Origin of the sequence: Cellulomonas soli (assembly GCF_013409305.1) — a bacterium.
GTDB lineage: Bacteria > Actinomycetota > Actinomycetes > Actinomycetales > Cellulomonadaceae > Cellulomonas > Cellulomonas soli.
The window spans coordinates 3,597,852-3,612,031 of record NZ_JACBZJ010000001.1; the positions used below are offsets into that span (position 1 = coordinate 3,597,852).

Consider the following 14,180-nt stretch of genomic DNA (forward strand, 5'->3'; position numbering starts at 1 on the left):
ACGCCCACTTCCCCTAGGGGAGTTCGGGTGTGGCAGGCCGCCTCATCCGCCGGCCGGCACCTCCTGCGCCGGGCCGAAGCCGATCGCGAAGCCGCGAGCGTGCGCGCGTCCCGCTGCAGGGTCGGCCTCGATCAGGTACGCCGAGCCGAACTCGCGCTCCATCGACTGGTACTTGTCGATGGGGGCGGCGATGAGCAGCTGGAACCCGAAGGACTTCAGCGCCCGGATGGCCCGGCGGGTCACGTCGGGGTCGGACTTCACGAAGCCCTCGTCGACCATGACCGAGCCGAACATCGGCACCTCCTCGATGCCGCCGAGCTGGTAGCGCAGCGCGGCGCCGAGCGTGGCGGCGATCAGCTCCTGACCCTCCCCGCCCGAGGTCGCACCGACACCCTCGTAGACGCGCGCGGCGTCCTCGCCCCGGCGGTGCTCCTCGGCCGAGATCCGCACGTGCCGCTTGACGTCGAGCACGTCGCGCTGCCACTCCCGGTCGGCCGCGTCGGTCGAGTCGAGCCGGTCCATGAGCGCCGCGATGCGGCGGAACCGGCCTTCGAGCTCGGCATCGTCGAGGTCGTTGCCGACCGTGTGCTCGAGGATCGCGTCGATCTCGGCCTTGAAGGCCCGTGAGGCGGGCGGCTCGACGTCGCCGGTGACGATCTGCAGGTAGCCGTCGTGCCCGAACGGGACGGTGCGCAGCACGTCGTTGACCGGGCCGATCCGGTCGTCGATGACGAGGCGTTCGTCGCGCAGGGTCTGGATCAGCGAGGTCAGGCCCATGGTGTTGATGGAGTGCATGAGCTGACGCCACTGCGCGAGGGCGGCCGGAAGGTCGTCTGCCTGCAGCCCGGCCAGCAGCTCCAGGTAGGCCGGTGCGGTCTCCACGTCCCGGGTGAGCGTGCCCGCCTCGTCCGGCCAGGTGCGCAGGAAGTCGGCGAGCAGGCTGCCGATCGCCGCGCGTGCGGTGCCGCCCGCGCTGTCGGCGGCCTGCACTCGGGTCTCGAGCGCCTGCTGCATCGCGGTGCGCAGCCGGGCGACGGACTCGAGGGTGGGCTCGGGGTCGCACTGGCGGGCCAGTGCGGTCAGGGTGTCGAGGCGCTCACCCTCGGGCGGGCTGACCTGGTCCAGCCGGGCGCCGATGCGATCCTCCTCGGAGACCCGCTGACCCCACGCCTTCTCGGCGCGGGTGGCGGCCTCACGGGCGGTGCGGGCCTGGTGGTTCGCCTCGTCGCGTGCCTCGACGAGCGTGCCGATCTCCGTCTCGAGCGAGCTTCGGCCGTCGCCGGCCAGGGCCGCCTCGCGGCGCCGGGTGGCGGCGGCGATCTGTGACTCCACGTGCGTGGTGTCCACGTCCGCCCATGCCGTCGCGGCGATACCGGCCCAGGCCTCCCGGCGGGTGCGGGCGTGCTCGCGTGCGGCGTCGGCGTCGTCGCGTGCCCGCTCGAGCTCGACGAGGTCGCCCTCGCGTGCGGAGAGGGTCTCGTGGAGCTCGCGGACCGTGTCGGCGTTGTCGAAGCCGATGACCTTGTCGCGGCGCACGTCGGCCCGGTCGTCCTTCTCGTGCAGCCCGGCGCGGTGCTTGACCTGCCCGTGCACGGTGACGGCCTCGCGCAGCACGGCCATCTCGGTGGCGTCCTGCACGCAGCGGTGCGAGAACCGGCGCACGAGCTGGTCGCGCAGCCACGGGGCGAACGGGCTGTCGGCGACGACGACCTTGGCGGCCATCGTTCCCGGCGCCGGTGCGGCGGCCTCGACGGGGGCCTCGGTGCGCACCGGGGTGTACCGGACGCGGGCGCGCAGGTCGTGCGCGTCGACGAAGCGGGCGACCGCCGGGTAGTGGGCCTGGTCGACGAGCAGGCCCAGCCCGAACCCGCCGAGCAGCCGCTCGGCGGCGGTCCGCCACTGCTCCTCGTCGCCGGCGACGTCCAGCAGCTCCCCGACGAACGGCAGCTCGTCCTCCTCGAGGCCGACGCCCTCGGCGATGGTCGCGCGCACGGCCAGGGCTGCCGCCGGGATGTTCGATCGGCGACCCTCGTAGGAGCGCAGCTCCTCGCGCAGGGCGCGGATCGCGCGCTTGGCCTCCTCGGCGGCGGCGATCCGGGAGTGCAGGTCGGCTCGCACGTCCGGGTCGTCGCCCGCGGTGCCGTCGGTGTGCTCACGGGCCTGGGCCTGCGTGGCGGCGAGGCCGGCCGCGTCGGTGGGCAGCGGCACGTCGACGCTCGCGCACCAGCGCGCCAGCCGGGTGCGCCGTTCGGCCAGGGGCGCCAGCTCGGCCTGCGCGGAACGCAGCTCGGCGTCGATGGCGCCCAGCAGGTCGCCGCCGGTGCTGCGACGCTGCTCCTCGAGCGTGGTGATGCGTGCCGCGAGCTCCTCGTACCGGCCGCGGGCGTCCTCGTGCGCCGCGACCTGCCGGCGGTGCTCGGCCTGCTCGAGGCGGGCACGGGCTCCCAGCAGGTCCTTGTGCAGGCCGAGGACGTACGCCTCGAGGGGGCTCGTGCCGTCCTCCTCGCGGACCAGCACACGCAGCTCGCGCGCCTGCTCGCCGGCGGCCCGGTAGGCCTCCCACAGGTCCGGCAAGGGGGCGAGCAGGGTGATCTGGTCGCGCGCGCGGACCATCTCCTCGTACCCGTTGCGCAGGCTGAGGAACTGCTCGACGGCCGCGTCGCGGCGGGTGGCCACCTTCGAGTCGTCCAGCACGAACCGCTTGAACGTCTCGTCGATGTTGTGCACGCCCTTGCTCGACTGCGCCTTGTGCAGCAGCCGGATGGCCTTGCCGGTGTCGCCGTCCTGCCCCCGGATGCCCACCAGCGCCGACAGGCGGGCCACGTAGCGGCCGTACTCGTTGCCGAAGGTGCTCACCTGCGGCAGTGCCCGACGGACCGCGTCCTGGCGCATCGCCTGGGCGGCGGCCGGTTCGAGGTCGCGCACGTCCAGGTCGCCCTCGGCGAGCATCAGGGCGTGCGTGATGTCGGAGTCCGAGGCGGCGGCACGCGTCAGGTGCATGGCCCGGCACGCGGTGACGGTCTTGGCGGCCTTGTTGCGCCAGGTCAGCGCGACGGCGCTCCACGTGGTGCCCTCACGCAGGTAGATCGCGCGGCTGCCTCGCGTGGCGTCCCGGCGCGAACCGGACTTGCCGCGCGCGTAGGAGTAGAAGGTGCGCTCCTTGGAGCCGACGGCGTCGTCGTGCGCGGCCGCGTTGAACGTCACGGAACGGTCCATGAGGACGCAGATCATCGCGTCCAGCAGGGTCGACTTGCCGGCGCCGGACGGGCCGGTGACCAGGGTGCCGTCGCGGTGCACGTCGATGACGTGGTGCCCGTGGAACGGGCCCCAGTTGACCAGCTGGATGCGTTCGAGCCGGAACTGGGCGATCGCGGGGTCGAAACCTTCCATGGGCTCGCTCACGCGTCGTCGTCCTGTCCCTCGTCCTGCGTGTCGTCGGCGTCGTCGGTGTCCGCAGCCTCGGTGTCCGCAGCCTCGTCGTCCTCGGCACCGCCGTCGGTGGCGCCGGCGGCCAGCTCCTCGAACGCCGCCGTCATCGCGTCGACCTTCTCGGCCGTCATCAGCGCGTGGATGACCCCGGACACCCGGTACCGCCCGTCGCTGACGGGCACGAGGATGCCCTTCTCGCGCACGGTCGTGATGGCCGCCTCGCACCGCTTGCGGAACGAGGCGGGGTTCTGGTCGTCGACGTCCTTCCACACCTCGAGGTGGTCGAGCAGCTCCAGGTGCTCCACGACGACGTCGTGCCCCTCGACGGCCCCGCGGTCGTACTCCTGGCGCAGGTGCAGCAGCAGCACGGCCGCGGCCAGGGTCAGGGGCTTCTCCTTGCGCAGCAGCACGGGCACCTCGTCGTCCAGCTCGAGCTGCACGGTGAACGCGACCTGCCGACGGCGGTCGATGACCAGGTCCAGGTAGATGTCGTGCAGGCGCGAGCGCAGCACCTGCTCGTGGCGCAGCACGCGGTTCCAGAGCGAGGGGTTGCGCACGCCGTCGACGAACCGGGTCGCCAGCACGCGTACGAGCGTGCCGCGCACCTCGGCCGGCAGCAGACCCTCGTCGCCCTCGAACAGCGGCTCGGTGAGCAGCTCGGCCGCAGCGGCGTCCCGCGCGGTCCCCGTCGACGCGGTGCTGCCGGAGGGCGTGCGGCCGCCGGCCGTGCCGTCGGTCGCCGTGCCGTTGTTCGCCGTGCCGTCGGTCGCCGTGCCGGTGTCGGCAGTGCCTGTGGCGGTCGGGTTCACGCGGTGACCTCCTGCGGGGTCGGTGTCGTGGGTCGGGCCGGGAACACGCCCCACGGCACCGCGCACACCACGCGCGAGCCGTCGGGCCGGACGGCCTCGAGTCGGTCGGTGGTGTCGTCGAGGAACGTGGCGCCGCCGGCGACGGCCACGTGCAGCAGCCCCAGCACGTTCTTGGGGCGACGGTGCTCGGGGGAGACCTGCGCCCACACGTCACCCAGGTTCGGGCGCCCCACGTCGTGCCGGGTGGTGGCCACGTCCAGGGCGCGGCGCAGCTCGTCCAGCGCCGGGCCGCCGAGCTCGCGCATCTGCTCGGGCGTCAGGCTGGCCACCTCGCCCCAGTCGTCCTCGCTCAGCCCGGCGGGGCGTTCGCGCAGGCGCGGGTCGGTCAGCTGCAGCTGGGTGATCGACTGGATGTCGGGCAGCTGCGCGCCCAGCTGCACGTCGACGGCCACCGGTCGCCCCCGGCGACCGAACAGCGCGTGCGCGGCCGCCTGGGCGCGTGCCACCCGCGTGCGCACCTCGCGGTCACCGTCGGACTGGTTCTGCACGAAACGCTCCAGCGACTGGCTCAGCCGCCGGTACGTCTCCTGCACGTCCTCGGCGCTGTCGACCAGCATGCGCGGCAGGGCGCGCAGGGCCCGGCGCTGCTCGGCCGTGAGCTCCTCGGCGAAGTCCTGACGCAGCAGCTCGTCGATGTCCTTGCGCAGCGCCGCCTGCTCGCGGTGGTTGCCCCACAGGCGCATGAGCCCGCGGAACGCCCGGCCCTCGTCGGACGCCTCGAGCAGGTCGTGGTCGGCGAAGAACGCCTGCAACGCCTCGCCCCGGCTCGTGTCGGACTCCTGCGCCTCCCCGACGAACCGTCGGTGCATCGCGTACACCGAGTCCGCGACCCGCTTGAAGTCCGCGGGTAGGTGCCGGGCCAGGTCCATGACCCCGGCGAGCTGCTCGTGCAGCCGGGCCGGGGGAGTGACCGGCACGTGCCCGTCGAGCAGGGCCGCCCGCTGGGCCTCCAGCGCCGCGATCTGCCGGTCCAGGCGGTCCACCCGCGCCTGCGGGTCCGGGTCGGCCTCGTCGGCCAGCCGTGCCACCGCGTCGAGGATCTGCTTGAGCCGCGACTCCGAGACGGTCGAGCGGCGGTCCACCAGCCGGTCGGAGAACGCCAGCACGTCCAGCGTCGCGGCCGTCAACGAGTACTTCTCCACCTGGTCGACCAGCGCCCGGTTGATCCACTGCCGCGCGACCCACGTGTGGCAGTAGTCCCGTGCGCTCATCGTGCCGTCCAACGAGTCGTCGCCCAGCGTCCGCAGCCGGGACAGCTCGACGTCGACGACCTCGTGGAACTGGGCGACCTCCACCGGCCCGTCGACGAGGTGCTCGGCGAGGACCGCCATGACCCACGCGAACGAGTGCGCCCGCAGCAGCGTCATCTCCGGACGGGCCTTCGCCTGCTCGAACCGTGCGAGCCGACCGGCGGCTCGCGAGGAAGGAGGCGTCAACGTACGGGTCCGCTCTGTCTGGGGCCGGCTGCCGGGCCGGGTGGTGGTGCGGGGTGCGCGCAGACTGTACCCGGACCCTCAGTCGTTCACCGTGATCGTCACCTGGTGCCACCCCGTCGCGCCGTCCGGAGCCACGTCCGCCGGCTCGCCCGTCTGCGCCCCCGCGACCGGGTCCGTGGCCCGCACCCGCAGGACGTGCTCACCCGCGGTGGCCTCCCACCGGAACGACCACTGCCGCCAGGTGTCCACCGAGATCTCCTCCGCGAGCACCGCCGGCTGCCACGGACCGTCGTCGACCTGCACCTGCACACCCGTGATCCCGGTGTGCTGCGCCCACGCCGTCCCACCCACGTCGAGGGGACCCGCCGCGACCCGGGCGCCCGAGCGCGGCACCTCGATCCGCGAGGACGTCTTCACCGGCCCCCGCGCCGACCAGCCGCGGGTCGTCCAGTACGCCTCCTGGTCCGCGAACCGCGTGACCTCCAGCTCGGCCACCCACTTCGTCGCCGACACGTACCCGTACAGGCCCGGCACGACCATCCGCACCGGGAACCCGTGCTCCACCGGCAACGGCTCACCGTTCATCCCCACCGCCAGCAACGCGTCCCGGTCGTCCAGCAGCACCGGCAGCGGCGTCGAGGCGGTGAACCCGTCCACGCTGCGCGAGAGCACCATGTCCGCCCCCGGCAACGGGCGCGCCCGGGCCAGCACCTCCCGCACGGGCAGCCCCAACCACCGCGCGTTACCCACCAGGTCCCCACCCACCGGGTTCGACACGCACGCCAACGTCACGAACGCCTCCACCAGGTCCGCGCCCACGAGCTCGTCGAACCCGAGCACGACCTCCTGCTCGACCATCCCGTGCACCCGCAACGACCACGTCGCCGGATCCACCTGCGGCACCGTGAACGCCGTGTCGATCCGGTAGAAGTCCCCGTTCGCCGTCACCACGTCCACCACCCCCGCCACCGGCGACTGCGCCCCGACCGGAACAGGAGCCGCTGAGCGCGTCGCCCGGGGGAGCACCAGCACCGCCCGTGCCGCCGACACCGTGCGACGGGCCCCACCCGCCACCGCACCGACCACACCCGCCACAGCAGCCCCGGCCGTCAAACCGGCGACCAGCCGCAAGAACCCCCGACGATCGGGCTCCGCCACGACCGGCGTCGACCCGGTGCCGGCCGCGACCCGCGCCGAACGAGCCGTCCGGGCGCTCGCAGCCGCCTCGGCCGACCGCAGGGACCGGACCAGCACGCTCAACGCCACCGCACCCGCCGCCGCACCCACCAGGCTCGGCAGCCCGGCACCCGCCGTCGCACCCGGCCGCGACCACGCCGCCGCAGCCCCGACCGCACCGAGCAGGAGCACCGCCGCCGTCCCCGCCGGCGGCCGTCGCACGGCCAGCACCCCCGTCGCCCCGGCCAGCACCCCGATCACCACCACCATGCCCACCAGCAGCGCCGACTTGTCGTGCACGCCGAACAGCCCGACCGCCAGGTCCTTCAACCACGCCGGCGTCAGGTCGATGAACGCGTCCCCGACCGCCCCCAGAGGTGCACCGCCCGGGTCCACGAGCGCAGCCACCAGCTGCGCCACGCCCAACGTCACCGCCGCCGCGACCACCCCGGCCGACGCACCCCACACCCACCCCGGGCCCCGACGACCCGAGGGCACGAGCGTGCCCTCGGAGGAACCCTCGCCGGCCGGTCCTGCCGTACGTGCGCGCTGCATGCCCCGAGCCTGACCCCCCGGCACGTCCGTGTCACGACCCCACGTCCGCACACCGGCGGCCGACGCCCCCGTCCGCCGCCGCTAGGGTCGTGACCGACGGCGTCGTCCCCCTGCACGCCCGATCCGCCCCTCGAACGGAGATGTGCGCATGAGCGTGCGCCTCGGCGTCCTCGGCGCCGCCAAGATCCTGCAGACCGCCGTCATCGACCCCGCCCGCGACGTCCCCGACCTCACCGTCACCGCCATCGCCGCCCGCGACCTGGACCGTGCCACCGCCCTGGCCGCCCAGCACGGCATCCCGCGCGTCCTGGCCGACTACGACACCCTGCTCGCCGACCCCGACGTCGACGCGATCTACATCCCCACCCCCGCCTCCCTGCACGGCCTGTGGACCGCCCGCGCCCTCGCCGCGGGCAAGCACGTCCTGTGCGAGAAGCCCTTCACCGCCAACGCCGACGAAGCCGCGCGGATCGCCGCGCTCGCGGACGGCACGGGGCTGGTCGTCATGGAGGCGATGCACGCCCAGCACCACCCCGCGTGGGCACGCGTGCGCGAGCTGCTCGACCAGGGCGTGATCGGTGAGCCGCGCACCGCCGAGGCGACCTTCCTCGTCGACATCGCCGACCGCGGCGACATCCGCTGGCAGCAGGCCCTGGGCGGCGGTGCCCTCATGGACCTGGGCGTGTACCCGCTGCGGTTCCTGCAGACGGTCTTCGGCACCCCGGTCGTGCGTGCGGCGAGCGCGGTCGAGGTCGACGGTGTCGATGGCTCGATCACCGTGCGGCTGGACCTGCCCGGCGGTGTCGACGGCACGGTGCGCGCCAGCATGGTGCAGGACCAGCCCGAGGCCGAGGCCACGATCGTGGGCACCACGGGCACGCTGCGCGTCCACCTGCCGTACCACCCGCAGATGGGCGGCCACCTGGTCGTCGAGACGGCCGACGGGCGCACCCAGGAGCAGCTCGACCCCACGCCGACCTACGTCTTCATGCTGCGTGCGTTCGCCGAGGCGGTGCTGCACGGCGGACCGGTCGTCACCGATCCTGCCGAGGCGGTGCGTTCGATGCGCGTGGTCGACGCGGCGGACGTCGCTGCCGGCTTGTCACCCCGGCAGCCCGTGGAAGGCTGATCACCATCGGCGGTGCGCTCGCCGGGCTGCGCCCCGTATCTTCCCGTCGGCCCGCGGCTCCTCCGGGTGAAGGCCCGATCTGTGTAGCCACGACGTTGGACGTGCCCGGGGGTGACCGATGGGCTCGAGCTCCGACCCCGGCGGAGGCGGCCGGGACACCCGCCGTGCGCGCGCCCCGAGCCGCTCCGCCCGGGGGCTGCTGGTCGCAGGCCTGATCGTCTGGTCGACGGTCGGGCTGGTGGCCGGCTGCGGTCCGTCCGGGTCGCCGGCCCCGACCTCGGTCCCGACGCCGGCACTGCCGTCGCCCTCGCCGAGCAGGTCAGGCGTCGCCCCGGACGACCTCGACCCCGAGGAGCTGCTCCCGGAGGGGCCGTCGCAGGAGCCCACGGTCGAGGTCGCCCCCGATCTCGAGGCGTTCCTCGCGCAGTGCCTGGCCGGCGGCGACATCTGGGGGCAGGGGCGCCTCGACTACCCGTTGCGGCTCGACGTCGAGCTCGGCGACTCCGCCCCCTACGTGGTCGCTCTGGACATGAACGACGTGCCCGCGCCCCCGCAAGCCCACGTACCGGGCCCCTCGCCCACGTCCGTCGACGTCTTCGCCCGGTGCGGCATCGCGGCCAGGCTCACGCCCCTCGGAGACGGTCTCGACGTCGGCGACCAGGAGTGGCGGACACGCACGCTCACGCCGTCGGGCGTCGTCACGTGGACCTGGGCGGTGGGGGCCAGCACGACGAACGCCGGCGACGTCCGACTCGAGATCCGCCCTGCCGTGTCCGTCGACGCCGGCGCGCTGCTCGATGCCCAGCCCGATGCCCGGCTCGAGACGCAGCTGGGTGAGCAGGTCGGCGGGCAGGACACCGAGGTGCTGGAGTACGTCACGGCTGTCGACGTCCACACCCCGCTCGTCCGTCGCGCCGGTGACTGGTGGGCCGCGAGCTGGGACACGATCGTGATGATCACGGTCGCCGCCGGTGCCGCGGTGACAGGCGTGCTCGCCTGGTGGCGCCGGAACTTCCGGTCGAAGGCTGCCCCGGGGCCGGCCCGCAGGCACCGGGCGCCGCCCGGCCCGTGACGGTGCACCCGTCGACACCCGTCGGCACCTGACCGATCGCCTGGTCCCGGCGCTCGACCTCAGAGCCCCGCGCGGCTCAGTCGCGGCCCGTGGAACCCGACGACGTCGCGTGGGGGAGAGGTTCGCGGGGCAGGGGTGTGAGGGGGAGTGCCCCGAGGGGGTACGGCGCCAGGTCGACCGCAGGTGTCAGCACTGCCGTGGCCGACCGGACCGCGTCGAGCACCGCGGCCTGGACCGCGTGCGCCGAGGCCGCCTGGATGGCCAGCAGCACGTCCCGCACGGGCCGCGGGTCGCCCGTGCCGTCGTCGCCCGGCAGGACGACCGCCCCGGTGGCGAGCGCGAAGACCGTGTCGCCGTCGGCGAGCGTGTGCGTCGGGTCGAGAGCACGAGCCAGTCCGTCGTGACCGGCCGAGGCCGTGCGGTGCAGCTGTCCGCCGCTGAGCCGGGCGTCGGTCGCGACCACGACCAGGACGGTGTTCAGCGGTGGGGCCACCTGCCCGTCGACCCGTGGCGGCAGGTCGGCGACAGCACCGGCTACCACCGGGGTGCCGAAGGCGTTCACCACGACCAGCGCGCCGACGACCACCTCCCCGTCGGTGACGGGCACCCGCACCGAGGCGGTGCCCACACCGCCCTTGAACGCCTCGTTCACCACCGTCGCACCCGTGCCCGCGCCGACCGTCCCGCGGGCGACCGGGCCACCCGAGCCCGAGGCCCCGGCGGCGAGCGCCGCCTCGTACCCCATCTCCAGGGTGGGGTGGGCACCGAAGTCGCCCCCACGACCCAGGTCGTAGACCGCAGCGGCCGGGACGACCGGCACCACCTGGTGGGGCAGCGGACCGACAGGGTGCCCGAGCCCCTGCTGCGCGCACCACCGTTGCACGCCCGCGGCCGCCACCAACCCGTACGCGCTCCCGCCGGTGAGCACGAGCGCATGCGGGTACGGCGCGGCGGCACCCACCGCCAGCGCGTCCGTCTCGTGCGTCCCCGGTGCCCCGCCGCGCACGTCCACGGCACCCAACGTCCCGGGAGGCGGCAGCACCACGGTCACGCCCGTGAGCCACCCGTCCCCGATCCGGGTGCTGTGCCCGACCCGGATCCCCGCGACGTCCGTGATCGACCCGACCTCGCTCACGAGCCCACCACGCCCACCCGCTCCGCCGGTGCCACACCCGCCAGGCCCAGCGCGCGCACCGCCTCGAACCCCACGTCCAGGTCCTCCAAGATGTCGTCGAGATCCTCGATCCCGACCGACAACCGCACGAACCCCGGCGTGATCCCTGCCTGCAGCTGCTCGGCCGCACTCAGCTGCCCGTGCGTCGTGCTCGCCGGATGGATCACCAACGACCGCACGTCACCGATGTTCGCCACGTGCGAGTGCAGACGCAGCGCCGAGACGAACGCCCTGCCCGCCCGCTCACCACCGGGCAGCTCCAGGCCCACGATCGCGCCCGGCCCCCGGGGGGTGTACCTGCGGGCCAACGCCGCCCACGGCGACCCCGGCAGGCCCGAGTACGTCACCGAGGCCACGTCCGGGCGGGCATCGAGCCACCGCGCGACCGCCCCGGCGTTGGCCACGTGCCGCTCCATCCGCAACGACAGCGTCTCCAACCCCTGCGCCACCAGGAACGCCGTGAAGGGCGCCACCGCCGCCCCGATGTCGTGCGCCTGCTCCAGGCGCGCCTTGACGATGAACGACAGGTCGACCCCGTCCACGCCCAACCACCCCGACGCCCCGAAGTCCCGGGCGATCACCAGGTCGCCGTACCCCGGCACCGGCGACGTGAAGTCCGGCCACCGCTGCGGGTCCGCCCCGTAGTCGAACCGCCCCGCATCCACGATCGACCCCGCCAGCGCAGCCCCGTGCCCGGCCAGGAACTTGCTCGCCGAGTGCACCACGACATCGGCGCCCCACTCGATCGGCCGCACCAGGTACGGCGTCCCGACCGTGTTGTCGACCACCAGGGGCACCCCCGCCCGGTGCGCCACCGCCGCGACCGCCTCGATGTCGAGCACGTCACCGCGCGGGTTCGGCAACGACTCCGCGAAGAACGCCTTCGTACGCGGCCGCACCGCGCGCGCCCACGCCGCCGGATCGCCCGGGTCGTCGACGAACGTCGTCGTGATGCCCCGCTTGCGCAGGTTCTGCGCGAACAACGTCCGGGTCCCCCCGTACAGGCTCGGGCTCGAGACCAGATGGTCACCGGCATGCGCCAACGTCAGGACCGTGTAGACGACCGCCGCCTGACCCGACGCCACCAGCAGGCCGGCCGCACCACCCTCCAACGCCGTGATGCGCTCCTCCACGGCCGCCTGCGTCGGGTTGTTCAGCCTGCCGTACGTGAAGCCGTCCTGCGTCCCCGCGAACCGACCCGCCGCAGCGTCCGCATCAGGGAACACGTACGCCGTCGTCTGATGGATCGGCAACGCACGCGAGCCCGTCACCGGGTCCGGCACCTGACCGGCATGCACCTGCGTCGTCGTGAACCCCCACCCCGAGCTCAACCCGCACGACCCACGGTCGCCAGGCCCCGCTCGTCGCGAGGACCCACCCCGCCCGCAGCCCGATCCGCAGCCCGTTCCACCGCCGGAACCTCCACCGGATCCGCCGCGTCCGCGCCGACCGTCAGGAACGCGCGCAGCGCCGCCAGCTCGGCCGGGTCCAACCCGTGCGCGACCAGGTACCCGTGCACCGAACCCCACCGCCGCTCCACCTCGACCAGCGCCTCCTCGAGGACCCGCGGCGGCGACCCGCCCAGCAGCTCGACCCGATCACCCAGACCCGCACCGTGATGCGCCTCCAGCTCCGCGACCCGCCGCTCCAGCCACGCACCCGCCAGCAGGTCCTGCGTCACCGCGTAGTCCGCCACCACCGTCGCGCGATCCACACCGACCGCCGCCAGCGCGAGCGCCACCGTCAACCCCGTCCGGTCCTTGCCCGCCGTGCAGTGCACCAGCACCGGCGACGACCCCGACGCCACCACCCGCACCGCCTCGGCCAACGACTCCCCGCGCTCACCCAGCAGGTGCGCGTACAAGCCCGGCAGGCTCACCCCCGCAGCCACCAACGACTCCGCCGACCCCCCAAACAACGGCACGTCCACCACGTCCAGACCCGCCGCCCGGAACGGCGAGGGCACCTCGGCCCGCTCCGCCGCGTCCCGCAGGTCCACCACCCGCCGCACTCCCAGAGCGAGGATCCCCTCGGCCTCCCGGCGCCCCGCACCGGCCGGCAGATCGGCCCGCAGCAACCGACGCCACCGCGTCACCCGCCCCGCACGTCCCGCACCCTCGGCACGTCCGGCCCGGTACCCGCCCACGTCCCGCAGGTTCACGAACGAGCCCGCACGCAGCACCCGCTCCTCACCGGCCCGGACCACCCGAGCGTCGCCGCCCTCCGCGATGCCCATGGACGACCGCCACCCGTCTGCTCGGAGCCCGCACGCCGGACCGTGGCACGCGACGCTAGCCCCGCCCCCCGCACCACCCAGCCGCAGGTCACGACCGCGAGACGACGTAAACCGCCCCCCGAGCACGCGCTGCTATACCTGCACCCCCACCCACCCGAACCCCGCACCCGGAGACCCGATGACCCACGACACGCACCACCACCTCGCCGCCGAAGCCGCCGACCTCGGCCTGCACGCACCCCTCCCGGCCCTCCGCAGGGTCACCACCCCCACCCCCGACGGCCGGATCAGCGCCCTCGCCTGGCACGACGAACCCGCCCGCGTCGTCCTCCTGCACGGCGCAGCCCTCAACGCCCACACCTGGGACGGCACCCTGCTGCACTGGGACGTCCCCGCGCTCGCGGTCGACCTGCCCGGCCACGGCGAGTCCGACTGGCGCACCGACGGCGACTACCGGCCGACGACCCTGGCACCCGCCCTCCTGGACGCGCTGCGGACGTGGCAGTCCGAGGGGCTCCTCGCTGAGCGTCCCGTGCTCGTCGGGCAGTCCCTGGGTGGTCTGACCGCCGTGCGGGTCGCGGCAGGGCTGCCGAGCAGGCGGGTCGTCCTCGTCGACATCCTCCCCGTGCCCCCGGGCGCGGCCGTCGAGGTCGCGCAGTTCCTCGCCGGACCGACGAGCTTCGCCTCACGCGAGGAGATCGTCGAACGTGCCCTGGCGTTCGGGCTGGGCGGGTCCCGCAGCCGTCTGGCGCGCGCCGTCGAGCTCAACACCCGGATCGCACCGGACGGCTCCGTCGTGTGGAAGCACCACCTGGCCACGCTCGGCCCCGCGGCGATCCCCGACCTGGACGTGCCCGGCTCGTGGGCCGCGATCGGCGCGCTCGAGAGCCCGCTGGACCTCGTGCTCGCCTCCCGCAGCCTGGTCGGGCAGGCCTCGGTGGACGAGCTCGCCCGCCTGCGCCCGCAGGCCCGGGTGCTGCGCGTGGGGGCCGGGCACAACGTCCAGGAGGACGCCCCGCGCGCGCTGGCCGAGGTGTTGGTGCAGGTCGCGGGCGCGGATGTTTCGTAACAACGGTTCGGCTGACAGGCGCACCGCTGCGCTGC

Annotated in this window: 10 protein-coding genes; 3 read left to right on the plus strand and 7 right to left on the minus strand. The window is 74.4% G+C overall.

Annotated features, from left to right (window positions below; genetic code table 11):
* Positions 1-42: 42 nt before the first annotated feature.
* The 4 genes from BKA22_RS16390 to BKA22_RS16405 all read right to left on the minus strand — a co-directional run bounded on the left by BKA22_RS16390 (position 43) and on the right by BKA22_RS16405 (position 7,465).
* Positions 43-3,402: an ATP-binding protein gene (locus tag BKA22_RS16390; protein ID WP_146951804.1), complete on the minus strand. Its 3,360-nt coding sequence runs from the start codon at positions 3,400-3,402 to the stop codon at positions 43-45.
* The gene (locus BKA22_RS16395; protein ID WP_179561831.1) at positions 3,399-4,238 is read right to left on the minus strand and encodes a DUF4194 domain-containing protein; all 840 of its coding nucleotides are present in this window, start codon (positions 4,236-4,238) and stop codon (positions 3,399-3,401) included. Before BKA22_RS16395 ends, BKA22_RS16390 begins: the two co-directional genes overlap by 4 nt.
* Entirely contained in the window at positions 4,235-5,734 is a 1,500-nt protein-coding gene (locus BKA22_RS16400) for a DUF3375 family protein (RefSeq protein ID WP_146951806.1), read from the minus strand. The genes BKA22_RS16395 and BKA22_RS16400 overlap by 4 nt, the downstream gene beginning before the upstream one ends.
* 78 nt (positions 5,735-5,812) lie before the next feature.
* On the minus strand, positions 5,813-7,465 hold the full coding sequence (locus BKA22_RS16405; protein WP_146951807.1) for a molybdopterin-dependent oxidoreductase: 1,653 nt from the start codon (positions 7,463-7,465) through the stop codon (positions 5,813-5,815).
* 148 nt (positions 7,466-7,613) lie between these two features.
* Here BKA22_RS16405 and BKA22_RS16410 point away from each other — a divergent pair, with 148 nt between their 5' ends.
* Complete coding sequence (locus tag BKA22_RS16410) at positions 7,614-8,594, plus strand: Gfo/Idh/MocA family protein (RefSeq protein ID WP_146951808.1); 981 nt, start codon at positions 7,614-7,616, stop codon at positions 8,592-8,594.
* 118 nt (positions 8,595-8,712) lie between these two features.
* Positions 8,713-9,666 (plus strand): hypothetical protein, encoded by a 954-nt coding sequence (locus BKA22_RS16415; protein ID WP_146951809.1) that lies wholly within the window; start codon positions 8,713-8,715, stop codon positions 9,664-9,666.
* A 76-nt stretch (positions 9,667-9,742) separates the two neighbouring features.
* Here the strand turns inward: BKA22_RS16415 and BKA22_RS16420 are convergent, their stop codons facing one another.
* Genes BKA22_RS16420 through BKA22_RS16430 form a run of 3 tightly spaced genes read right to left on the minus strand, consistent with a single transcriptional unit; the run spans position 9,743 to position 13,076 of the window.
* Positions 9,743-10,801, minus strand: coding sequence for a P1 family peptidase (locus BKA22_RS16420; RefSeq protein WP_146951810.1), 1,059 nt, complete (start codon positions 10,799-10,801; stop codon positions 9,743-9,745).
* On the minus strand, positions 10,798-12,171 hold the full coding sequence (locus BKA22_RS16425) for an O-acetylhomoserine aminocarboxypropyltransferase/cysteine synthase family protein (RefSeq protein ID WP_146951811.1): 1,374 nt from the start codon (positions 12,169-12,171) through the stop codon (positions 10,798-10,800). The genes BKA22_RS16420 and BKA22_RS16425 overlap by 4 nt, the downstream gene beginning before the upstream one ends.
* Positions 12,168-13,076, minus strand: a complete 909-nt coding sequence (locus tag BKA22_RS16430) for a tyrosine-protein phosphatase (RefSeq protein ID WP_146951812.1) — start codon at positions 13,074-13,076, stop codon at positions 12,168-12,170. The genes BKA22_RS16425 and BKA22_RS16430 overlap by 4 nt, the downstream gene beginning before the upstream one ends.
* A 178-nt stretch (positions 13,077-13,254) precedes the next feature.
* Between BKA22_RS16430 and BKA22_RS16435 the strand changes: the two genes are divergently transcribed.
* Positions 13,255-14,145 carry an alpha/beta fold hydrolase gene (locus BKA22_RS16435; RefSeq protein WP_146951813.1) on the plus strand — a complete coding sequence of 297 codons (891 nt, stop codon included), beginning with the start codon at positions 13,255-13,257 and terminating at the stop codon, positions 14,143-14,145.
* Positions 14,146-14,180 lie beyond the last annotated feature (35 nt).